Here is a 21,115-nt window from a genome sequence, read left to right on the forward strand (position 1 = left end):
GCACCATGGGAGCCACATCACACCAATCCGGAGCCGCCGGCAGGGCACTGACGGCCGACCGCCCCTCTTCCGTACGGAACGTCGTGCTGGTCGGCCACAGCGGCTCCGGCAAGACCACCCTCGTCGAGGCCCTCGCGCTGACCGCCGGAGCCCTGAACCGGGCCGGCCGGGTCGAGGACGGGGCCACCGTCTCGGACTACGACGAGATCGAGCACCGCCGCCAGCGCTCCGTCCAGCTCTCCCTGGTCCCCGTCGAATGGGCCGGGATCAAGATCAACATCCTGGACACCCCCGGATACGCCGATTTCGTCGGCGAGCTCCGGGCCGGTCTGCGCGCGGCCGACGCGGCGCTCTTCGTGGTCTCCGCCGCCGACGGGATCGACGGCGCCACCCGCATGGTCTGGGAGGAGTGCGAGGCCGTCGGCATGCCCCGGGCCATCGTCGTCACCCACGTGGAGGCGGCCCGGGCCGACTACGCCGAGATGACGGCCGTCTGCGGCGAGGCCTTCGGGGCCGAGAACCCGGACGCCGTCGTCCCCCTGTACCTGCCGCTGCACGCGGCTCCCGGCCCCGACGGCCACGCCCCCGTCACCGGCCTCGTCGGCCTGCTGTCCCGCCGCGTGTACGACTACTCCTCGGGCACCCGCGCCGAGCGCGACCCCGGCCCCGCCGAGCTGGCCCTGATCGACGGCGCCCGCTCCCGGCTGATCGAGGGGATCATCGCCGAGAGCGAGGACGAGAGCCTCATGGACCGCTACCTCGGCGGTGCGGACATCGACGTCAAGACCCTGGTCGACGACCTGGAGCGGGCCGTCGCCCGGGGCACCTTCCACCCCGTCCTGATGGCCTCCCCCGCCGCCGAGGGCGCCCGCCAGGGCCTGGGCACCGTCGAACTCCTCGAACTGATCACCGGCGGCTTCCCCACCCCCGCGGAACGCGCGCCCGTCACCGTCACCGCACCCGACGGCTCCCCCCGCCCCGCCGTCACCTGCGACCCCGCGGGCCCCCTCGTCGCCGAGGTCGTCAAGACCTCCTCCGACCCCTACGTCGGCCGCGTCTCCCTGGTCCGCGTGTTCTCCGGCACCCTGCGCCCCGAGGAGACCGTCCACGTCAGCGGCCACGGACTGGCCGACCGCGGACACGAGGACCACGACGTCGACGAACGCGTCGGCGCCCTGACCTCCCCCTTCGGCAAGCAGCAGCGCACCCTCGCCACCTGCATCGCAGGCGACCTCGCCTGCGTGGCCAAGCTCACCCGCGCCGAAACCGGCGACACCCTCTCCGCCAAGGGCTCCCCCCTCCTGATGGAACCCTGGCCGATGCCCGAGCCGCTGCTCCCCCTCGCCATCGAGGCCCACAGCAAGGCCGACGAGGACAAGCTCTCCCAGGGCCTGGCCCGGCTCGTCGCCGAGGACCCGACCATGCGGCTGGAACAGAACCCGCACACCCACCAGCTGGTCCTGTGGTCACTGGGCGAGGCCCACCAGGACGTCGCCCTGGAGCGGCTGCGGACCCGCTACGGAGTCCAGGTCGACCCCGTCCCGCACCGGGTCAGCCTGCGCGAGACCTTCGGCGCCAGGGCCACCGGACGCGGCCGCCACGTCAAACAGTCCGGCGGCCACGGCCAGTTCGCCATCTGCGAGATCGAGGTCGAACCGCTCCCGCCCGGCAGCGGCATCGAGTTCGTCGACAAGGTCGTCGGCGGCGCCGTGCCCCGCCAGTTCATCCCCTCCGTCGAGAAGGGCGTACGGGCCCAGGCCGCCCGGGGCCTGGCGGCCGGACACCCGCTGGTCGACGTACGGATCACCCTGCGCGACGGCAAGGCGCACTCGGTGGACTCCTCCGACGCCGCCTTCCAGACCGCCGGCGCCCTCGCCCTGCGCGAGGCCGCCGCGGACGCCCCGATCCACCTCCTCGAACCCGTCGCGGAGCTCGACGTCCTGGTGCCCGACGCCTACGTGGGCCCGGTCATGAGCGACCTCGCGGGCCGCCGGGGCCGCGTGGTCGGCACCGAACAGGCCGGCTCCGGGCGCAGCCGGGTGCGCGCCGAGATCCCCGAGATCGAGATCGGCCGGTACGCCGTCGACCTGCGCTCCGTTTCGCACGGCACGGGCCGGTTCAGCCGCTCCTACGCCCGCCACGAACCGATGCCCGCACACCTCGCCGACAAGATGCGCGAACAGACAGAGAAGGGAAGCCAGTTGACATAACGGCACCACTGCCGCCCACCCAACCTTCTTGCGGTGGGCGGCATTTCCCTGTCCCATGACCATGGGGCGGCGTCCGCCGATAGGCTTTTCGGCGCGGCGGACGGCACGAGTGGGCAGAACACCTACGCACGACGGCACGACGGCACGACGGCACGGCGAAGAGCACAGTGGCACGGCGATGGGGGCAACGGTGGCGGACGACGGTTTCGACTTCAGGCCCGGGGCACAGATCCCCCTCCAGGGGGGCGGCGGACAGACCGCCGCGACGAACGCGCTCGCCTCCGCCGCGTACCGCGACGGCGGCAAGGACACCGCACTGTCCTCGATCCTCGGGGCCAACAGCGAGAACCACCCGGCCTCGGTCAAGGCCCCCAGGATCTCCCTCTTCGAACCCAGCCTCGGCGAGGCCTTCTGCCGGGCCGTCGAGGCCCGCACCCTCTCCCCCGGCCGCAAACCTCTCATCCAGTCCTTCGGCGCCGACCCGCAGACCGTCGTCGAGCACTGCCTGGCCGCCACCCACATCCGCAAGGACCGCGACCGCAGGCTCCGCCTGATCACGCTGGTCTGCGGAGTCGTGTTCCTGCCCGGAACGCTGCTGTGGCTGGGCCTGTTCCAGCTCCGCAAGACCCTGGCCAAGGGCGGGGGCAGGAAGAGCAGCTGGATCGGCACGGCCCTGCTCGTCGTCGTCGTCCTCGCCGCGGCGGTCCTGCTCTACCGCGTGGTCTACCGGGCACCCGGCAGCGGGATCCTGGAGCTGTACCTCTTCGGCTCGCTGATCGCCCCCGCCCTCGGCTGGTACCTGGCCCGCCGCATCTGCGAGCGGACCGCCGCCGACCTGCGCTCCCGCTGGGACGGCCTGCTCGGCGGCGGCGGCGTCGCCGTCAAGATCCCCGACGCGGTCCCCGGCAACCCGGACGAGAAGGCCCGCGAGGACCTGCGCCACCAGCTGGCCAAGCTGACCGCCGAGAACCGCAGCAACTCCGTCTTCTACGCCGGCCCCAAGGGCATCCTCGGCATGGGCACCCGCTGGGGCAGCTGGCAGATGGCCGAGGAACTGACCCCGAAGGCCGACGTCGCGGAGATCCACCCCTTCCGCAGCTGGGACGTCATACGCGCGATCGACACCCAGCTGCGCAAGCTGGAACGCGGCCCGCTGCACACCGGCGGCTTCCCGCCCGCCGCGCTCCAGCACTGGATCGTCACGCCCGTGGGCGAGGGCGCCGGCGAGGTGGCCCGGCCCAGCGGCGAGGACGTCGACACCTTCCTGGTGAAGCCGCACGAGATCACCCGCATCTGCAACGAGCAGCAGTTCAGCGCCGGAAACCGGCACTACCTCGGCATCCAGTACCCGCTCTGGGACGGCCAGCTCGTGATCACCATGCTGGTCACCGTGACCGTGCTCTACAAGACCCTGCGCGTCGACGTCACCGCCCACGCCCTGGGCCCGGTCCACGGACTGTTCACCACGAAGTCCAAGACGCCGGCGGTCGAGGTGCCCAAGTCGATCCGCTTCTGGGAGACGGTGGAGCGCCCGCTGCCGCTCGTCGACGCGAGCGAGGTCGTACGTCTGGCCGTGCGCGCCCCGCTGACCTGGTACCCGCCGCTGCTGGAGTACTTCGGCGGCAAGCTCGTGCTGCCCGAACCCTTCGGCCTGCGGCACGTGTGGGCGGGCTCCATGTGGCGCCACCGCTTCATGGCGGACGATGCCCTGCGCACGGTGGCCCCCGTGCTGCGCTCCGTGCACACCGCGGCGTTCAAGGTGCTGGAGGAGAACGGCGTGGACACCGAGCGCTTCACCACCCGCTCCTCGATCATGAGCGGCATGGTCCAGGAACCGGCCCCGCGCAGGGCGGACGTCTACGACGCGTAGACGGCCTGGGTAGGGTGGAGGACGAGCGCCGTGCGCCGCGAGCCGAGGAGGCACCGACCGTGACCGAACGCAAACCGCCGGGCGTCAGCTTCGAGACCTTCGTCGACCGGCAGATCCGCGAGGCCGCCGACCGCGGCGACTTCGACGGACTGCCCGGCTGGGGGAAGCCGCTGGCCGCGATCGACGCGCCCTACGACGAGCTGTGGTGGGTCAAGCAGAAGCTGCACCGCGAGGGCTTCTCCCCGCTGCCGCCCTCCCTCGCCCTGCGCAAGGAGGCCGAGGACGCCCTGGCGGCGGCCCGGGGGGCCCGTACCGAACGCCAGGTACGGGCCGTCCTGACCGAGGTCAACGAGAAGATCCGCACCGCCCTGCGCCGGCCCCCGCAGGGCCCGCCCCTGCTCCTGACCGAGTTCGACGTCGAGGCCGTCGTCGCCGAATGGCGCGCGGCCCTCGCGCAGCGGATCGCCCGGGAGTAACGGGCCCGACGGGGACCGCTAGTCCACGGGCCAGGCGTCGGCGAGCATCTGGCGGGTGTCCGCGAGCAGTTGCGGCAGCACCTTGGTGTGGCCGACGACCGGCATGAAGTTCGTGTCCCCGCCCCAGCGGGGCACGATGTGCTGGTGCAGGTGCGCGGCGATGCCCGCACCGGCGGCCGCGCCCTGGTTCATGCCGATGTTGAACCCGTGCGCCCCGGACGCCTTGCGCAGCGCGGCCATGGCCCGCTTCGTGAGGTCCGCGAGCTCGGCCGTCTCCGGGCCGTCGAGCTCGGTGTAGTCGGCGACGTGCCGGTACGGGACGACCATCAGGTGGCCGCCGTTGTACGGGTAGAGGTTGAGCACCGCGTAGACGTGCTCGCCGCGCGCCACGACCAGGCCGTCCTGGTCGGACAGCTCCGGAATCCCGCAGAAGGGACAGCCGTCCCCGGCCTCCGGGCCGGTCGGCTTGTTCTCCCCCTGGATGTAGGCCATCCGGTGGGGCGTCCACAGACGCTGGAACGCGTCCTGCGTGCCCACACCGATCTGCTGCTCCGGCTCAATCGTCATAGGACGCAGCATATGACCTCGTTCGTGCGAACGAGGAAGGCCCCCGGAAAGTGATCACTTTCCGGGGGCCCGCCCGTGCTCCGGGGCCGTGGATCAGACCTGGACGCGGTCGGCGACGACCTTCGCCAGCTTGGCCAGGGCCTCGTCCTTGGCGATGCCGTTCTCCTGCGAACCGTCGCGGTAGCGGAAGGAGACGGTGCCCGCGGCCATGTCCTCGTCACCGACGATGATCATGAACGGGACCTTGAGCTTCTGGTGGTTGCGGATCTTCTTCTGCATGCGGTCGGAGGAGGCGTCCACCTCGACCCGCAGGCCCTGCTTCTTCGCCGCGGCGGCGAACTCCTGAAGGTACTCCACGTGCCCGTCGCCGATCGGGATGCCGACCGCCTGGACCGGGGCCAGCCACGGCGGCATGGCGCCCGCGTAGTGCTCCAGCAGCACCGCGAAGAACCGCTCGATGGAACCGAACAGCGCGCGGTGGATCATGACCGGGCGCTGGCGGGAGCCGTCGGGGCCGGTGTACTCCAGGTTGAAGCGCTCCGGCAGGTTGAAGTCGAGCTGCACGGTCGACATCTGCCAGGTGCGGCCGATCGCGTCACGGCACTGGACGGAGATCTTCGGACCGTAGAACGCGGCGCCGCCCGGGTCCGGGACCAGGGGCAGGCCCTGCTTCTCGGCGACCGACTGGAGGACCGCGGTGGCCTCCTCCCAGACCTCGTCCGAGCCGACGAACTTCTCCGGGTCCTTGGTCGACAGCTCCAGGTAGAAGTCGGTCAGGCCGTAGTCGCGGAGCAGGTTCAGCACGAAGGTCAGCGTGCGGTCGAGCTCCTCCGCCATCTGCTCCTTGGTGCAGTAGATGTGCGCGTCGTCCTGGGTGAAGCCGCGCGAGCGGGTCAGGCCGTGCACCACGCCGGACTTCTCGTACCGGTACACGGTGCCGAACTCGAAGAGGCGCAGCGGCAGTTCGCGGTAGGAGCGGCCGCGCGCGTCGAAGATCAGGTTGTGCATCGGGCAGTTCATGGGCTTGAGGTAGTAGTCGGTACCACCGTCGAGCTGCATGGGCGGGTACATGCCGTCCGCGTACCAGTCCAGGTGGCCGCTCTTCTCGAAGAGGGTGCCCTTGGTGGCGTGCGGGGTGTAGACGAACTCGTAGCCCTCTTCCTCGTGCCGCTTGCGCGAGTAGTCCTCCATGGTGCGGCGGATGACGCCGCCGCGCGGGTGGAAGACGGCCAGGCCGGAGCCGATCTCGTCCTGTACGGAGAACAGGTCGAGCTCGGTGCCCAGGCGCCGGTGGTCGCGCTTCTCGGCCTCGGCGAGGAAGTCGAGGTGCGCCTTCAGCTCGTCCTTCGACGGCCAGGCGGTGCCGTAGATGCGCTGGAGCATCGGGTTCTTCTCGCTGCCGCGCCAGTAGGCGGCAGCGTTGCGCATCAGCTTGAAGGCCGGGATGTTGCGGGTGGTGGGCAGGTGGGGACCGCGGCAGAGGTCCTTCCAGCACAGCTCGCCGGTCTTGGCGTCGAGGTTGTCGTAGATGGTCAGCTCGCCGCCGCCCACCTCGACGTTCGCGCCGTCGTCGGTCGAGGCCGACCCCTTGATGCCGATGAGCTCCAGCTTGTAGGGCTCGTCGGCGAGCTCCTCACGGGCCGCCTCGTCGGAGACCACGCGGCGGGAGAACTTCTGCCCGCGCTTCTGGATCTCCTGCATCTTCTTCTCGACGGCCTTGAGGTCCTCGGGAGTGAAGGGCTTGGCGACGTCGAAGTCGTAGTAGAAGCCGTCGCGGACCGGCGGGCCGATGCCCAGCTTGGCCTCGGGGAACAGCTCCTGCACGGCCTGGGCCATGACGTGCGCGGTCGAGTGGCGCAGGATGTTCAGGCCGTCCTCGGAGGAGATCTCCACCGGCTCGACGGTCTCGCCGTCCCGCACCTCGTACGCGAGGTCCTTCAGCTCACCGGCGATCCGGGCGGCGACGATGGTGCGCTCGCCGGCGAAGAGCTCCGCCGCCGTAGTGCCCGTGGCCACCACGCGCTCGTCCCGCTCGGAATCGCGTTGGATGATCACACGGACGTCTGACACCGGTCTCTCCTGACTCAGGGGGTGCGCGAGCGAACACTGCGCGCCTGAATCGTACCGAGCCGGGAGGCCGCGCCGCCAAACGGTTACGGCCGCCCCGCCCGCGCTGGCTACCGTGGGCCTTCCGCCCCGCCCGCGAAGGGAACCCGCACCGTGCCGAGCCCGCTCGACCGCCCGCTCGTCCGCCCGCTCGACCTGACCGACGACCGCACCGCCGAGGCCGTGCACCGCATCGGCCGCGCCGCCTACGCGGTGGAGGCCGGGCTCATCGGCTTCGACGGCATCCCCGCGCTCGCCGAGAGCCTGGCGCAGCTGCGGGCGCGCCCGCTGTGCTGGCTGGGGGCCGTGGACGCCGGGGGTGCCGTCGCCGGGTTCCTGGCCTGGGAGGAGGCCGCGCCCGGGGACCCGGTCCGGCTGGACCGGCTGTGCGTGGATCCGGGCCGGTTCCGGCGCGGCGTCGCCTCCCTGCTGCTGCGCCACGCGCTGACCGGGCCCTTCGCGGGGCGCGTCGTGGAGGTCACCACGGGCGCGGCCAACGCCCCGGCGGTGACCCTGTACAGCCGCCTCGGCTTCGAACGCGGCGCCGACTTCTCCCCCGCCCCGGGCCTGACCATGGCCTCCTTCACCCGTCGCGGGTGACGCCCGCCCACGCCCGCGGCTACGCCTCCTCGTCGTCCGGCAGCGCCTCGGCGGGGTCGAAGGCCGCGTCGAGGGACTTCATCAGCCGGTCCCGTTCCACCTCGTCCAGCGGTACGGGGACCACGTCGCCCGCGTCGGCGAGCCGGCGGAAGCCGCCCCGGCGCTGGAGCCGCCCGCTGAGCCGCACGGGCAGTCCGACCAGGTGGGCGTGGCCGGCGATGCGGTAGGCCTCCTCGTCGAGCGCGGCCCGCACGTACGCGACCTCCGCGCCCGCCAGCACCCGCAGCCGGACGGTTCCCCCGCCGCCGGCCGCCGCCCGCCGCATCCGCACCACGGCCCCGGCGAGCCGGACGGGGACGGCGGGCTCCTCCCGGGTGTAGCGGGCGGCGGCCTCGCGCAGCACGGGCAGGTCGCCGGGTGAGAACTCCACCGGCTCGGGCCGCGCCGCGCAGCCGGCCGGCACCCCGGCCGCCGGGGCCCAGGCCAGCACGATCCGGGCGCCCTCGGAACCCCGTACGAGGGCGATCAGCGCGTCGGCGAGCTCCCGGCTGACCCCGGCGGCGACGGCGGCGTCGAAGGCCTCCATCCCACCGGTGGCGCGCCGGTAGTCCACCGCCTCCCGGGCCGCGTGCAGGGCGTGGTGCAGCCGGGCGACGGTGCCCCGGCCGCCGTCGACGGGGACGTAGGCGGTGAGCCGGCGTCCGCCCGGGGAGGGGCCGACCAGCACCCCGTCCAGGGCGCGTTCGGCCTGGGCGCGGTGGCGGGCCCCGTAGTACCCGGCGCGGGCCCGGTCGGCGAGGGCCCCGGCGAGCAGCATGCGGCGGGCCGCCGAGCGCAGCTGTTCCTGCACGGTCCAGGCGGCCTCGCCCCGGTACCCGTACGGGCCCTCGGGGATCTCCCGCTCCCAGCGGACCTCGTCGGCGGGGACGCTCAGCCCGAACAGCACCTCCCGCGCGGAGGGCAGTCCGCTGTGCGCGAGGGCCGTCACCGCCTCCTCCAGCAGGTCCGCGCAGTCGGGGAAGGCGCGGCTCTCGGGGACGAGCAGGCTGGTGCCCGCCCGGCCCGGCGGGGTCCAGCGCCCGTACCGGCCGGCCGCGCCGCCGCGCCGCTGCCATCCGTGCCGGTGCAGCAGGGCGCCGAGCACCTGCGGATCGACCTCGGCGGGATCGGGTGCGCCCGGGACGAACTCCGGGGACGGCAGCGGTTCGAGGTGCGGTGAGTTCCGGTTCATCAGGGTGTCCCTCCCGACCCGACCCGGGTCATGATCTCGCACAGCGCCCGGTCGTCGAAGATCCGCGACGTCGGTATCCGTACGGTGGTCCGGCGCCGGCCGGTCACGGGGTGTCCGGCGAGGTTGGTCCAGTAGCAGCAGTGCCGCAGGTCGAGCCGGTCGTGCCCGGCGCTCAGCCACTCCTCGCGCTCCCGCGGGACGAGCATCACGACGAGGATCTTGTGGACGGCGACCGGGGTGCGGGCCAGCTTCACGAGGTGCTCGTTGTCGAGGGTGAAGCCGAAGGTGGCCCCGGGCGGCCGGGGCGGCACCTGGTAGGTCGCCTTCAGCTGCACCTTGACGGTCACCTCGTCGTCGACGACGTGTTCCGGGGCGCCGTGGCTGACGTGCCAGTCGATGCCGTTGTCCGGGAAGGGCTGGGAGAGCGAGCAGCCGGCCGCGGCGGCGACGGCGTGCAGGTATCCCACCTGGAGGGTCTCCATGCAGGCGGTGGTGGCGAGTGTGCCGCGCAGGGGGCCGGTCCGTGGAGCGGGCGGTCCTTGCAGCAACCCGCCCGGTTCGGGCTGTGTGAGCGCCATGGCCGGCTCCCCATGCCTTCCGGGCTGCGCCGTGAGCGGATGCGGGGTGACGGCCGGTCATGCGCGCGGTCCCCCGCAGGAGTTGTCTCCGCACCCGGCCGCCCGCAAACGGCGTACGGGGCAAACGGCCCGGGTATCACCGATTCGGCAAGGTGGCGCGCGCCGTGGCAGTAACGCCCGGGATGCGCTCCATCTGCCGATCGGGGACGAGGAGTTCGCCATGACACGCTGGTACGAGGGCCCGCTGGCCGCATTCGACACGGAGACCACCGGGGTGGACGTCGAGCAGGACCGGATCGTGTCCGCCGCGCTCGTCGTGCAGGAGTGTGCGGGCGGCCGGGTCCGCTCCACCCGCTGGCTGGTCAATCCCGGCATCCCGGTGCCCCCGGGGGCCACCGAGGTGCACGGTCTGACCGACGACCACCTCCAGCGCCACGGCCGCTGGCCGGCGCCGGTGGTGGAGGAGATAGCCCGCGCGCTCGGTGAGCAGCAGGTGGCGGGCCGGCCGGTGGTGGTGATGAACGCGCCGTTCGACCTGACGCTGCTGGACCGGGAGTTGCGCCGGCACCGGGCGTCGACGCTGGCGCGGTACCTGGACGACCGGCCGCTGACGGTGCTGGATCCGCGGGTGCTGGACAAGCACCTGGACCGCTACCGCAAGGGGCGCCGGACGCTGACGGACCTGTGCGCGCACTACGGCATAGAGCTGGAGGGGGCGCACGAGGCCACGGCGGACGCGATGGCCTCGCTGGAGCTGGTCCGGGCGGTCGGGCGCAGGTTCGCGGCGCGGCTGGAGCGGCTGACCCCGGCGGAGCTGCACGCGCTCCAGGCCGTGTGGCACGCGGCCCAGGCGCGGGGGCTCCAGGCGTGGTTCACGCGGCAGGGCACTCCGGAGCCGGTGGATCCGCACTGGCCGCTGCGCCCGGAGGTGTCGCAGGCCGCGTAGCGGGCGGGGCCGCGACCGGGGTGGGGCGCGGGGGTCCGGGGGGAGTCCGTACGTCCCGTTACATGCGGAAGGCCGGTCCGTCATCAGACGGACCGGCCTGTCCCGGTGGGCGATACTGGGATCGAACCAGTGACCCCTTCGGTGTGAACGAAGTGCTCTCCCGCTGAGCTAATCGCCCGGGAACGGACTGAACAATACAAGAGCCTCCGGGTCTGTTCAAACCGCTTCCCGTCCGGCCGCCAGCCGGGCCGCGAGGCCGTGGTGTCCGGAGCGCATCATCAGGGCGTGGTTGAGCCGCAGGACCGGCCGGCCGGCGAGCCCCGACCACCGCAGCAGGGGCGCCCGTACCTCGACCTCCTGTTCGTAGACGGCCCGCGCACCGGGCCGCCGGGCGCCGGGCCGCCGGGCCCCCCGCGCCCGTACGGTCCAGCGCGCCCAGCCCTCCAGATCGCCGCGCAGCGCCACTTCCAGGACGCCGCGTCCCGGGTCGCGGAGCAGATCGGTGAGGGTGACGCGGATCCCGTACGGCAGGGCGGAGCGGATGAGGACGGCGCCGGTGTGCGCGTCGACGGCTTCGACGCGGCGGATCTGCGGCCACCAGTCGGGGTAGTGGCCGGGGTCCTCCAGCCGGGCGTAGACGAGGGCGGGCGGGGCGTCGAAGTCCCACACGCTGCGGAAGCGGTAGTGCGTCCAGCGCGGCATGTCCCCAGTCTGGCGCGGCAGCAGGGGCCGCGTCCGGCGGTCCGGGAAACCGGTGCCCGGGGGTACTCAGCGCCGATCTGAGTACCCACGCCCATGTCCTGAGGGGGTGACGGGGGACACACTCCGGCCATGGACTCCCCTCTCCCGCCCGCCGAAGAGCTGGCGCTCATCGACTGCGAGCTGCTGCAACTGGACTCCCGGCGGGCGTACTTGCTCACCCGTCGGGCATGGCTGGTGGCGCTGCTGTGGCAGGGCGGGGCGTCGGCCGGGGCTGCCGCCGGGGCACCCGCACCGGCGGGGCGCGGCGCCGCGGGCCCGGCGGCCGGACCGGCGCCGGGCGCACAGCACGTCCTGCTGACGCTGGGCGCGGTGCTGCTCGCGGTGGCCGCGCTCGCCTTCACCCTGGTGAGCTGGGGCTCCCTGGGCATCGGCGGCCGCTCGGCGGTGCTGGCCGCGCTGACGGCGGCCGCCCTGGCCGTGCCCGCGGTGCTGTTGCGGCGCGGACTGCGGGCGACGGCCGAGGCGGTCGCGGGGCTCGGGCTGCTCCTGACGGTGCTCGACGCCCACGCCCTGCGCGCGGTGGCCCTGCCCGCCGCCGACGGCGGGGCGTACGCGGCGTGGGCGGCGGCGGCGCTGGCGGCGCTGTGGGCGGCCTACGGGACGGCGCTGGGCCGGCTGCGGCTGCCGGCCGCCCTGGCCGTGGCGGCGGCGCAGCTGCCGTTGCCGCTGGCGGCGCTGGTGACGGGGGCGGGTCCGCTGGGGTGCGGCGGGGCGCTGCTGGCGACGGCCGCGCTGGACTGCGTACTGGCGGCCCTGGTGCGGCGGGGGGCGGTACGGGTGCCGGCGTGGGCGGCGGCGGGCGTGCTGGCCGGCTGCGCGATGGCGGTGGGGCTGGTCCGGTCCCTGGAGGCGCCCGGGAGCGCCGGGGCGGCCGGGCTGCTGGCGGCGGGTGCCCTGCTGGGCGTGGCGGTGGCCCGGCGCGAGCCGCGGGCGTCGACGGCGGCCCTGGCGGGGGGCCTGGCCGGGGTCTCGGCGGCCGGGGCGCTGGTGCCGGCCGGGGCGGGCACCGGGTGGGGGGTCGCGGTGCGGGTGGCCGCGGCGCTCGGGCTGCTGCTGGTGGCGGGGCGCGGGGCGGCGGGGCCCGGGCCGGTGCGCCGGGGGCTGGCCCGGGCCGGGGTGGCGGTGGCCGCACTGGGGGCGGCGGCGGGCCTGGCGGCGGTGGCCGTGGTGCTGGCGTCCCGGCTCGGGGTGCTGGGCGAGGTGTGGGCCGCGACGGCCCCGCGTCCGGCCGGATACCTTCCGGGCCCGGCGCTGGCGGCGACGCTGCTGCTGGCGGCGGGGGCGCTCGCGGCGGGGGCCGGGGTACTGCCGCGCGCGGGGTCGCGGATCGCGGCGGGGGTGTGCGCGGGCGCCGGACTGTTCGTGGCGCCGGTCCTGCTGGGGCTGCCGGTGGCGGTGGTGCTCGGGGCGCAGCTGGCGGTGGTGGCGGCGGCCGGGGCGGTGGCGCTGCGGGCCCGGGCACACGCCGTGGCCCTGGCCGCCGGGGGCGGGGCGGCGGCCGGGGCCCTGAACGTGTCCCTGGCGGCCCTGGACGGCCGCCTGGCCACCTTCGCGGTGCTCGGGGTGCTGGGCGCCGGGAGCGCGCTGGGAGCGGCGTACGGGGGCGCCCGGCGGCCGGTACGGGGTGGCGGGGCGGTCCTCGCCACCGGCTGCGCGGCGGCAACGGCGCTGGCGCTGGCGGCGCTGGCCGGGGCGGCCCCGCCCTGGCAGGGGGTGGCCGTGCTGGCGGTCCCGGCGGCCGTGGCGGCGCTGGGTCCGCGGCTGGACCCGGTACGGGTGCCCGCGGAAGCGGCGGCGGCCGTCTGCGCGCTGCTCGCCGCAGCCCTGGCGGCCGGTGACCCGGCGGTGCTGGCGCTGGTCCTGGCGCTGGCCGGGGTGTGCTGCGCGGGGGCGGCGGTGCGGGCGGACCGGCGCAGGGCGGCCGGGGCCGCGGGGGCGCTGGCGGTCGCGGCGGCGTGGGTCCGGCTGGGCGCGTCGGGGGTGACGGCCCCGGAGGCGTACGCCCTGCCGGTGTCGGCGCTCGCGCTGGCGGTGGGGCTGCTGCGGCGCCGCCGCGATCCGGGGGCCTCGTCCTGGGCGGCGTACGGTCCGGGGCTGGCGGCGGGCCTGCTGCCCGCCCTGGGCGCCGCCTGGGCGGACTCCGGCTGGCCGCGCCCGCTGCTGCTGGGGCTGGTCTCGCTGGCGCTCACCCTGGCCGGTGCGCGCCACCGGCTGCGGGCGCCGCTGCTGCTGGGCGGCGCGACCCTGGCGGCGGTGGCCCTGCACGAGCTGGCGCCGTACGTGGTGCAGGTGGCCGGCGTGCTGCCGCGCTGGCTGCCGCCGGCGGTGGCGGGGCTGCTGCTGCTCGCGGTGGGGTCGACCTACGAGAAGCGGCTGCGCGACGCCCGGCGGCTGCGGGAGGCCCTCGGCCGGCTGCGCTGAGGTGCCGGGTGCACAGGGGGCTGGGAAGCGGGTACGACAAAGGCCCGGAGACTCTTGACGAGTCTCCGGGCCCCTGCTCCGGGTGGGCGATACTGGGTTCGAACCAGTGACCCCTTCGGTGTGAACGAAGTGCTCTCCCACTGAGCTAATCGCCCGGACGCACCACAAACATTACCGCATGTCAGCGGTGCTCCATGACCATGCCCGGAGGGTCACTGGTCCTTCAGGTTCCAGGGCAGGGTCAGGCCGTACTTCCACAGGTAGAAGCCGATCAGCGCGCCCGCGATGACGAGGCCGACGCTGGTGAGGATGATGTTGCGGCGGCGCACCTTGGGGTCGAGGGCCTTCTGGGCGGCTTCGGTGACCTTGCGCTTGGTCCAGCGCAGGACGAGGTGGGCCCAGGCGAACTCGGTGGCCCAGATCGCCAGGCCCGCGAAGATCGCCACCCAGCCGGGGCCGGGCAGGACGAGCATGGCGATGCCGGCGGCGATGACGGCAAGGCCGACGATGAAGACGCCGACCTGCCAGCTCAGGTGCAGGCTGCGGTTCGCCTTGATGAAGGCGGGCGCCTTGGAGACGTGCGGGCTCTCCTCGGCGGCCGGTTCACTGGTGGCGGACTCATTGGTTCCGCGGTCACTCCCCGTATTCATGGGCTCGAATCTACCGGAGCCGGAAGCACACGTGAATGCCGCTTTGGATCCGCCGTCCGAGGGACCCAGAGGTCCGCAAAACGGTCAGAGGGGTTTACAACGGCACCGTAGGTGGCATGTCGATTTCGCCGACGTGCGAATCCCCGAGCGCACACTGAGCGAAAGGCCCTGGCGCTTATGAACACCACGGTCAGCTGCGAGCTGCACCTGCGCCTCGTTGTGTCGAGCGAGTCCTCACTGCCTGTTCCCGCGGGCCTGCGGTATGACACGGCCGACCCCTACGCCGTGCACGCCACCTTCCACACCGGCGCCGAGGAGACGGTCGAATGGGTATTCGCCCGCGACCTCCTCGCTGAGGGCCTCCACCGGCCCACCGGTACCGGCGACGTCCGCGTCTGGCCGTCCCGCAGCCACGGTCAGGGCGTCGTGTGCATCGCCCTGAGCTCACCGGAGGGAGAAGCGCTGCTCGAAGCACCCGCCCGAGCACTCGAATCGTTCCTCAAGCGGACGGACGCCGCGGTCCCACCCGGGACCGAGCACCGGCACTTCGACCTCGACAAGGAGCTCTCCCACATCCTGGCCGAAAGCTGAGCCAGGCCTACAGCCGCCCGACACCGTCCGACTCGGGGCGACGGTGCGGGGCGGACAACCGCATATGCGTTGCCGGCGCTGTTCTCGCGGGAGCCACCCGCGAGGACGGCGCCGGTCTGCTTGGGTGCCCGCGGAGGCACAACCGCTAGAGTCGGCCCCCAGCGGCGGCAGCGGCCCGTCGCCGCAAGGCCGGCCTCCAGGGAGCGACCCCGTGCAGATCCCCCACGACACCCGTCGCGCGCTCGACGTCGTCGTCGCGCTGGTGAACACCGCGGCCGAGCCGGACCAGCCGGACGGACTGTCCGACATCGGGGCGCTGCGCGGCTTCGTACGGGAACACGCCATCAGCGACGTCGGCGAGCTCGGCGCCCGCGACCTCGCGGGCGTGCGGACCGTGCGCGGCAAGTTCGCCCAGGTCTTCGCGGCACCGAACTCCCGCGCGGCGTCCGTGCTGATCAACGAGCTGGTCGCCACGGCGGGCACGACGCCGCAGCTCACCGACCACGACGGCTACGACTGGCACGTGCACTACTTCGCGCCCGGCGCCTCGGTGGGCGACCACCTGGCGGCGGACGGCGGCATGGCGCTGGCCTTCATCGTGGTCTCCGGCGAGCAGGAGCGGCTGCGCCGCTGCGAGGCCCCGGACTGCCGGCGGGCCTTCGTCGACCTGTCCCGCAACCGCTCCCGGCGCTACTGCGACAGCCGGACCTGCGGGAACAGGCTGCACGTGGCCGCGTACCGGGCGCGGCGCAAGGAGGCCGGCGCGGAGGCCGATGCCCCGGAGCGGGCGTCAGAGCAGGTAGAGGTCGTGCACGGCGGCGAGCAGCAGTAGCGTTCCGATCACCCCCAGGAAGATCATCAGGGGTGGCTGGGAGAGGGCGAACAGACAGCCGCGCCCCTCGGGGGCGAGCGGTGCCCTGGCGGGCGGTGCCTCGGCGGCGGGAGCGGGAGCCTGCGGCTCGTCCTGCGATGTGTCGAGCATGTCGGGCCGATGATCGCGCAGCGCCCGCCCGCGCGGCCCCCAACACGCCATGAACGGCGCGGCAGTTCGCCCGCTCTCGTCAGTTCAGGTGGTTCCCCGCGGCTTTGGCCCCGCGAGCGGACCGCCGTCCGCTACACCGGGCCGCCGCGCTTCGTTCAGATGCCGTGCTTCGTTCAGATGCCGTGCTTCTTGAGGATGGCCTCGATGTCGGAGAAGTCCTCGGCCGGGGGCGCGGAGGCGGCCGGTGCGGCGGCGCCCCGGGCGGGCCGGGTGCCGAGGGAGGGGGCGGAGGCGGCGGGGGCCACGGCCCCGGGGGCCGGGCCGCCGCGGGCCGCCCGGGCGGGCTCCGCCTCCTTGCCCGGGGCGCGCCGTTCCACGGCCCGGGTCGTCATGAAGAGCAGCCAGGCCAGGCCGAGCAGGCCGAAGCCGATCCATACGGACGGCTTGAAGACCATCCCGGACACCCACTCCACGACGCCGGTCAGCACCAGCCCCACCGGCACCAGCGAGTAGGCCGCGATCCGCGTGGCGGCCAGGAATCGCCTGCGGTACGCGGTCAGCGCGGCGATGCCCAGGCCCGCCGCGGACACCGCGGAACATATGGTCTCGGCAAGCATGCGGTCCTCCGGCTCTGGACGGATGGGCGATCTGTCCCTTCCATCCTGCACCGCCCGGTGCCGTCGGGGCCATGCCCGGGGCCCCGGCCGCGCCGATCTCCGGGACATCTCGGGGTCGGTCTCCTCCCCGGGGGGTCTGGGAGACTGTCCGCATGACCGATTCCGTGATCCTCGACGTCTGGTGCGAACTCCAGTGCCCGGACTGCCACAGCGCCCTGGACGACGTACGCGCCCTGCGGGCCCGCTACGGCGACCGGCTGGACATCCGGCTGCGGCACTTCCCGCTGGAGAAGCACAAGCACGCGTTCGCCGCCGCGCAGGCCGCCGAGGAGGCGGCCGAGCAGGGGCAGGCCTGGCCGTACACGGAGGCCGTCCTGGCCCGCAGCTCCGAACTCGGCGAGCGCGGCGAGGCCGTACTGCTGGACGTGGCGCGTGAACTGGGGCTGGACGTCGAGGAGTTCGACACCGCCCTGATCGACGGCCGGCACATCCTGATCGTCGACGCCGACCAGGCCGAGGGCAAGGCCATCGGTGTGACGGGTACCCCGACCTACGTGATCGACGGCGAGCGCCTGGACGGCGGCAAGAGCCAGGCGGGCCTGCGCGCCCGCATCGAGGAGATCGCCGACCGCCTGCTCGGCGCCTGACCCGGCGCGGATCCGGAAGAGACGGCCCTAGATCAGGTCCTTGGCGCAGTGCACCTCGGTCGTGAGGTAGCCCAGGGACGCGTAGAGGCGCCGGGCCGGGGTGTTGTCGGCGAAGACGTGGAGGCCGAGGCGGTGGTGTCCCGCGGCGAGGGCCGTGCGCTCGGCGAGCAGCATGAGGGCGCGGCCGTGGCCCCGGCCGCGGTGCTCCCCGGCGACCTCGACGTCGAAGACGAAGGCGGCGCCCGCCTCCTGCGGATCCCGCGCGGCGAGCCACACCCGGCCGACCGGGACCCCGTCCGCCTCCAGGACGCGCAGGAACACCCCGGGGGTGTCCAGGCCCTGCGGGAGCTGCCTGGCGTGGTCGGCCCGGGACTTCGCGCGCGCGGCCGCGGGCGACATGCCGCGGTCGGTCCAGCTGCGCTCGTAGCCCTCCCGGGCGCGGGCCAGCCAGACCTCGTACTCGGCCGGCGTCATGGGGCGGCCGACGGCGCCCCGCGGGAGGGCGGGCGGCCCGGCGGGGAGGTCCTTGGCCATGGTGCGGCTGTGCTCGGTGTACCCGAGGGCGGCGGCGAGCCGCAGTCCCCCTGCCGAGTCCGCCGGGACCGAGACCCGTACCCGGCGGCAGCCCCAGCCGCGCAGCACCTCCTCGGCGGCGAGCGCCGCGACCGTGGCGCGGCCGCGGCGGCGGTCGCGCTCGTCGACGGCCAGGTCGCGGATCTCCCCCACCGTCGGCCCGAAGGGGGTGTCGGAGGCGATCGTCAGCGCCCCCACCCGCCTGCTGTTGACGCGGACCTCGTAGGGGCGCGAGCGGGCGCCGTCGTCGCTGTGCCGGAGCGGTCCGCAGGGCCGCAGGGTGGTGGTCATCCTCCGATTTCTACCCGCCCCGCGGCGCCGTGGCTACGGGGTGCGCGCCGGATCCGGGGGCGCGCGGACGGGGCTACGGGTCGAGGTCCGCTCCGGCGCGGTCCTCGAAGAGGCGCATCGCCGCGGCGGTGACGGGGCCGGGGGCGGCGGACGGGGTGCGGCCGTCGACGCGGTGGACGGCCTGCACGTCGCGCAGGGTGGAGGTGAGGAAGACCTCCTCGGCGTGCTCCAGCGCTTCGAGGGGCAGGTCGGTCTCCTTGGCGCCGGTCCACGCGACGGTCAGCGCCCGGGTGATGCCCGCGAGGCAGCCGGAGGCCACGGGCGGGGTGTGCAGTTCCCCGTCGAGGACCACGAAGACGTTGGAGCCGGTGCCCTCGCAGAGCCGGCCCGCGGTGTTGGCGAACAGCGCCTCGGAGGCGCCGGCGGCGTGCGCCCGGGCCAGGGCGACCACGTTCTCGGCGTAGGAGGTGGTCTTCAGTCCGGTGAGCGCGGAGCGTTCGTTGCGGACCCAGGGGACGGTGATCACCGCGGTGCTGTCGGGCCGGCGGGCGCTCTCGCCGAGGGCGACGACGAGGGTGGGTCCGGCGTCGCCGCGGTCCGAGCCGAGCGGGGAGGGGCCTGCGGTGTAGGTGATCCGCAGCCGGCCCAGCGGCACCGGGTTGGCTTCGAGCACGGCGGCGCAGGCGCGGCGCACCTCGTCGAGGTCGGGGTCGGGCAGGCCGAGGCCGCGGGCGGAGCGGGTGAGCCGGTCCAGGTGGCGGGTGAGCGCGAAGAGGGTGCCGTCCTTCGCCTTGAGCGTCTCGAAGACCCCGTCGCCCACGGTGAGCCCGTGGTCCAGTACGGACACCCTGGCGTCCCGTGCGTCCCGCAGCGTTCCGTCGAGCCAGATCCTCACCGTACGTTTCCTCCGCTCAGGTCGCGGGCCCCCTGCGGGCCCTGTTCCGCGGTTCCGCAGGCCAGCGCCACCAGCCGGGCGGCCTTCAGCTCGGTCTCCGCCCATTCGCGGTCGGGGTCGGAGCCCCAGGTGATCCCGGCGCCGGTGCCGAAGCACAGCCGGGGGCCGGCGGGGGCCTCGCGGTCGATCCAGAAGGTGCGGATGCCGACGGCGAGGGCGGCGGTCCCCCGGTCGGCGTCGACCCAGCCGATGCCCCCGCAGTAGGGGCCGCGGGGGGCTGTCTCCAGCTCTTCGATGATCCGCAGGGCGGAGGACTTGGGGGCGCCGGTGACGGAGCCGGGCGGGAAGGTGGCGCCGAGCAGGTCGGCCCAGCCGGCGCCGTCGGCGAGTTCCCCGCTGACGGTGGAGACCAGGTGGACGAGGCCCGGGTGCTCCTCGACGGCGCACAGCTCGGGGACGGCGACGGAGCCGGTGGCGCAGACCCGTCCCAGGTCGTTGCGCACGAGGTCCACGATCATGACGTTCTCGGCGTGGTCCTTGGGCAGCAGGTCGGCGACGGTGCGGCCGGTGCCCTTGATGGGCCCGGATTCCAGGTGGCGGCCGGAGCGGCTGAGGTAGAGCTCGGGGGACGCGGTGGCGATCTCCACGCCGTGGGCCGGGAGCCGAATCGTTCCTGCGTACGGGGCGGGGTTGCCGCGCGCGAGCAGGGCGGTGAGGGCGTCGACATCGGCCCGGGCCGGGTCGGGCAGCGGCGCGGACATCACGCGGCAGAGGTTGGCCTGGTAGACCTCCCCGGCCGCGATGTACTCGCGGATCCGGCGCACGCCCGCGACGTACGCGGAGCGGTCGAGGGAGGAGGACCACTGGCCGGCGCGGGGACCCCGCCAGGCGCCGGGGACCGGCGCGGGGACGGGGTCGGGGCGTATGTCCCCGAAGCGCGCGCAGACCAGCCGGCCCTCGAAGTCTGCGGTCACCGCCCAGAACCCGGTGGAGTCGAGGGCCGAGGGGTCACCGGTGACGTCACGGAGGTCGGTCGCGAGGAGGCCGCCGAAGCGGGCCAGGGGAGGCAGGTCGTGCACGGCTGCGAGTCTATGACCGGTGACGCGGCGGCGCCGGTGAGGTGACCGCGGGGTGACCGGTGGTGATCGGGCGGCAGCACGCTGCGGAAACGCGTTTTTGAGCTGGCCCGGGAATCCGCTAGAGTTCAACACGTCGCCAGGGAGCGAAGGGGGAAAACCCCGGAGCGAACACGGTGACCTGCGGACGTAGCTCAGTTGGTAGAGCACCACCTTGCCAAGGTGGATGTCGCGAGTTCGAGTCTCGTCGTCCGCTCGAAGTGGGGGATTTCTTCCCGAGAACCCCTACGGCTCCATGGTGGAGTGGCCGAGAGGCGAGGCAACGGCCTGCAAAGCCGTCTACACGGGTTCAAATCCCGTCTCCACCTCCAAGGACGATTAGCTCAGCGGGAGAGCGCTTCCCTGACACGGAAGAGGTCACTGGTTCAATCCCAGTATCGTCCACTGGTCCGCAAGGATCCCCGCGCGATTAGCTCAGCGGGAGAGCGCTTCCCTGACACGGAAGAGGTCACTGGTTCAATCCCAGTATCGCGCACGCAGTACACGCACCACCTGCGGTTCAGACCGTGGTCCCGCGCGATTAGCTCAGCGGGAGAGCGCTTCCCTGACACGGAAGAGGTCACTGGTTCAATCCCAGTATCGCGCACCACCGGGAAGCCCCGGCCGTTTCGACGGCCGGGGCTTTCGCGTGCTCCGTGGTTCAGGAGGAGAAGAGCATCCGGCCGAACCCGCCCTTGTGGTGGCCGTGTCCGTGGCCGTGGCCGTGGTGGCCGCCGTGCTGCGGGGCTCCCCAGGCCGGGGCCGCGTGCTGGACCGGGTACGGGGCCGGCGGGGCGGCGGGCGGCGGGACCTGGCCGTACTGCTGCGTCGTGTACTGGGATTCCAGGCGGGTCAGCGCCTCCAGCTCCCCGTAGTCGAGGAAGATGCCGCGGCAGCCGCTGCACTGCTCGATCTGAACGCCGTTGCGGTTGTAGGTGTGCATGATCGCGTGACACTTCGGACACTGCATGACCGGTTCAACTCCTC

At 73.9% G+C, this 21,115-nt stretch carries 21 protein-coding genes and 7 tRNA genes; 14 read left to right on the top strand and 14 right to left on the bottom strand.

From position 1 onward, the window contains the following. The first annotated feature begins 5 nt into the window (after positions 1-5). The 3 genes from ACGFXC_RS18820 (at position 6) to ACGFXC_RS18830 (ending at position 4,556) form a co-directional block, all read left to right on the top strand. A complete protein-coding gene (locus ACGFXC_RS18820) occupies positions 6-2,210 on the top strand; it encodes an elongation factor G-like protein EF-G2 (protein ID WP_393714107.1) in 2,205 nt (734 codons plus the stop codon). 178 nt (positions 2,211-2,388) lie between these two features. After that, positions 2,389-4,080, top strand: coding sequence for a hypothetical protein (locus tag ACGFXC_RS18825; RefSeq protein ID WP_393714109.1), 1,692 nt, complete (start codon positions 2,389-2,391; stop codon positions 4,078-4,080). Between the two features lie 59 nt (positions 4,081-4,139). Then, on the top strand, positions 4,140-4,556 hold the full coding sequence (locus ACGFXC_RS18830) for a DUF1992 domain-containing protein (protein ID WP_393714111.1): 417 nt from the start codon (positions 4,140-4,142) through the stop codon (positions 4,554-4,556). An 18-nt stretch (positions 4,557-4,574) separates the two neighbouring features. On the opposite strand, the gene ACGFXC_RS18835 is transcribed toward ACGFXC_RS18830, so the two are convergent. Together ACGFXC_RS18835 and thrS are read right to left on the bottom strand one after the other, a co-directional pair. Further along, entirely contained in the window at positions 4,575-5,135 is a 561-nt protein-coding gene (locus ACGFXC_RS18835) for an HIT family protein (RefSeq protein WP_393714113.1), read from the bottom strand. Between the two features lie 81 nt (positions 5,136-5,216). Further along, a complete protein-coding gene (gene thrS / locus ACGFXC_RS18840; RefSeq protein WP_393714115.1) occupies positions 5,217-7,193 on the bottom strand; it encodes a threonine--tRNA ligase in 1,977 nt (658 codons plus the stop codon). A 150-nt stretch (positions 7,194-7,343) separates the two neighbouring features. Here thrS and ACGFXC_RS18845 point away from each other — a divergent pair, with 150 nt between their 5' ends. Continuing rightward, positions 7,344-7,829 carry a GNAT family N-acetyltransferase gene (locus ACGFXC_RS18845; RefSeq protein ID WP_393714117.1) on the top strand — a complete coding sequence of 162 codons (486 nt, stop codon included), beginning with the start codon at positions 7,344-7,346 and terminating at the stop codon, positions 7,827-7,829. Between the two features lie 19 nt (positions 7,830-7,848). On the opposite strand, the gene ACGFXC_RS18850 is transcribed toward ACGFXC_RS18845, so the two are convergent. Both ACGFXC_RS18850 and ACGFXC_RS18855 read right to left on the bottom strand, forming a co-directional pair. Next, positions 7,849-9,060 carry a hypothetical protein gene (locus ACGFXC_RS18850; protein WP_393714119.1) on the bottom strand — a complete coding sequence of 404 codons (1,212 nt, stop codon included), beginning with the start codon at positions 9,058-9,060 and terminating at the stop codon, positions 7,849-7,851. Next, complete coding sequence (locus tag ACGFXC_RS18855; protein WP_393714121.1) at positions 9,060-9,638, bottom strand: DUF4365 domain-containing protein; 579 nt, start codon at positions 9,636-9,638, stop codon at positions 9,060-9,062. Before ACGFXC_RS18855 ends, ACGFXC_RS18850 begins: the two co-directional genes overlap by 1 nt. A 220-nt stretch (positions 9,639-9,858) precedes the next feature. Between ACGFXC_RS18855 and ACGFXC_RS18860 the strand changes: the two genes are divergently transcribed. Then, a complete protein-coding gene (locus tag ACGFXC_RS18860) occupies positions 9,859-10,584 on the top strand; it encodes a 3'-5' exonuclease (RefSeq protein ID WP_393714123.1) in 726 nt (241 codons plus the stop codon). Between the two features lie 106 nt (positions 10,585-10,690). On the opposite strand, the gene ACGFXC_RS18865 is transcribed toward ACGFXC_RS18860, so the two are convergent. Together ACGFXC_RS18865 and ACGFXC_RS18870 are read right to left on the bottom strand one after the other, a co-directional pair. Beyond that, positions 10,691-10,762: transfer RNA gene (locus ACGFXC_RS18865), tRNA-Val, on the bottom strand. A gap of 38 nt (positions 10,763-10,800) precedes the next feature. Beyond that, positions 10,801-11,286: an SRPBCC family protein gene (locus tag ACGFXC_RS18870; RefSeq protein WP_393714124.1), complete on the bottom strand. Its 486-nt coding sequence runs from the start codon at positions 11,284-11,286 to the stop codon at positions 10,801-10,803. Between the two features lie 129 nt (positions 11,287-11,415). Here ACGFXC_RS18870 and ACGFXC_RS18875 point away from each other — a divergent pair, with 129 nt between their 5' ends. After that, entirely contained in the window at positions 11,416-13,767 is a 2,352-nt protein-coding gene (locus tag ACGFXC_RS18875; RefSeq protein WP_393714126.1) for an SCO7613 C-terminal domain-containing membrane protein, read from the top strand. A gap of 83 nt (positions 13,768-13,850) precedes the next feature. Here ACGFXC_RS18875 and ACGFXC_RS18880 read toward each other — a convergent pair. Together ACGFXC_RS18880 and ACGFXC_RS18885 are read right to left on the bottom strand one after the other, a co-directional pair. After that, positions 13,851-13,922 (bottom strand) — tRNA-Val (locus ACGFXC_RS18880). Positions 13,923-13,979: 57 nt separating this feature from the next. Further along, positions 13,980-14,417, bottom strand: coding sequence for a TIGR02611 family protein (locus tag ACGFXC_RS18885; protein WP_393714128.1), 438 nt, complete (start codon positions 14,415-14,417; stop codon positions 13,980-13,982). A gap of 177 nt (positions 14,418-14,594) precedes the next feature. Here ACGFXC_RS18885 and ACGFXC_RS18890 point away from each other — a divergent pair, with 177 nt between their 5' ends. Together ACGFXC_RS18890 and ACGFXC_RS18895 are read left to right on the top strand one after the other, a co-directional pair. Continuing rightward, positions 14,595-15,008, top strand: a complete 414-nt coding sequence (locus ACGFXC_RS18890; RefSeq protein WP_030011909.1) for an SsgA family sporulation/cell division regulator — start codon at positions 14,595-14,597, stop codon at positions 15,006-15,008. 211 nt (positions 15,009-15,219) lie between these two features. Beyond that, positions 15,220-15,840, top strand: coding sequence for a CGNR zinc finger domain-containing protein (locus ACGFXC_RS18895; protein WP_393714130.1), 621 nt, complete (start codon positions 15,220-15,222; stop codon positions 15,838-15,840). Here ACGFXC_RS18895 and ACGFXC_RS18900 read toward each other — a convergent pair. Both ACGFXC_RS18900 and ACGFXC_RS18905 read right to left on the bottom strand, forming a co-directional pair. Beyond that, positions 15,799-15,990: a hypothetical protein gene (locus ACGFXC_RS18900; RefSeq protein WP_393714132.1), complete on the bottom strand. Its 192-nt coding sequence runs from the start codon at positions 15,988-15,990 to the stop codon at positions 15,799-15,801. The two genes, ACGFXC_RS18895 and ACGFXC_RS18900, sit on opposite strands and share 42 nt — an antisense overlap. A gap of 173 nt (positions 15,991-16,163) precedes the next feature. Then, positions 16,164-16,607, bottom strand: coding sequence for a hypothetical protein (locus ACGFXC_RS18905; RefSeq protein WP_393714134.1), 444 nt, complete (start codon positions 16,605-16,607; stop codon positions 16,164-16,166). 152 nt (positions 16,608-16,759) lie between these two features. Between ACGFXC_RS18905 and ACGFXC_RS18910 the strand changes: the two genes are divergently transcribed. Further along, positions 16,760-17,254 (top strand): DsbA family protein, encoded by a 495-nt coding sequence (locus ACGFXC_RS18910; protein WP_393714136.1) that lies wholly within the window; start codon positions 16,760-16,762, stop codon positions 17,252-17,254. A 27-nt stretch (positions 17,255-17,281) separates the two neighbouring features. Here the strand turns inward: ACGFXC_RS18910 and ACGFXC_RS18915 are convergent, their stop codons facing one another. The 3 genes from ACGFXC_RS18915 to ACGFXC_RS18925 all read right to left on the bottom strand — a co-directional run bounded on the left by ACGFXC_RS18915 (position 17,282) and on the right by ACGFXC_RS18925 (position 20,092). Further along, on the bottom strand, positions 17,282-18,118 hold the full coding sequence (locus tag ACGFXC_RS18915) for a GNAT family N-acetyltransferase (RefSeq protein WP_393714138.1): 837 nt from the start codon (positions 18,116-18,118) through the stop codon (positions 17,282-17,284). A gap of 73 nt (positions 18,119-18,191) precedes the next feature. Continuing rightward, positions 18,192-19,013 carry an aminotransferase class IV gene (locus ACGFXC_RS18920; RefSeq protein ID WP_393714140.1) on the bottom strand — a complete coding sequence of 274 codons (822 nt, stop codon included), beginning with the start codon at positions 19,011-19,013 and terminating at the stop codon, positions 18,192-18,194. Next, a complete protein-coding gene (locus ACGFXC_RS18925; protein ID WP_393714142.1) occupies positions 19,010-20,092 on the bottom strand; it encodes a chorismate-binding protein in 1,083 nt (360 codons plus the stop codon). The genes ACGFXC_RS18920 and ACGFXC_RS18925 overlap by 4 nt, the downstream gene beginning before the upstream one ends. Positions 20,093-20,272: 180 nt before the next feature. Here ACGFXC_RS18925 and ACGFXC_RS18930 point away from each other — a divergent pair. From ACGFXC_RS18930 to ACGFXC_RS18950, 5 genes are all read left to right on the top strand, one after another. Continuing rightward, positions 20,273-20,345: transfer RNA gene (locus tag ACGFXC_RS18930), tRNA-Gly, on the top strand. 41 nt (positions 20,346-20,386) lie between these two features. Continuing rightward, positions 20,387-20,460: transfer RNA gene (locus ACGFXC_RS18935), tRNA-Cys, on the top strand. A 1-nt stretch (position 20,461) separates the two neighbouring features. Then, positions 20,462-20,533 (top strand) — tRNA-Val (locus tag ACGFXC_RS18940). Between the two features lie 19 nt (positions 20,534-20,552). Then, positions 20,553-20,624, top strand: a tRNA-Val gene (locus tag ACGFXC_RS18945). A 39-nt stretch (positions 20,625-20,663) separates the two neighbouring features. Continuing rightward, positions 20,664-20,738, top strand: a tRNA-Val gene (locus tag ACGFXC_RS18950). Between the two features lie 51 nt (positions 20,739-20,789). On the opposite strand, the gene ACGFXC_RS18955 is transcribed toward ACGFXC_RS18950, so the two are convergent. Beyond that, the gene (locus ACGFXC_RS18955; RefSeq protein WP_393714143.1) at positions 20,790-21,098 is read right to left on the bottom strand and encodes a zf-TFIIB domain-containing protein; all 309 of its coding nucleotides are present in this window, start codon (positions 21,096-21,098) and stop codon (positions 20,790-20,792) included. Positions 21,099-21,115 lie beyond the last annotated feature (17 nt).

The organism is Streptomyces sp. NPDC048507 (assembly GCF_043199995.1).
GTDB lineage: Bacteria > Actinomycetota > Actinomycetes > Streptomycetales > Streptomycetaceae > Streptomyces.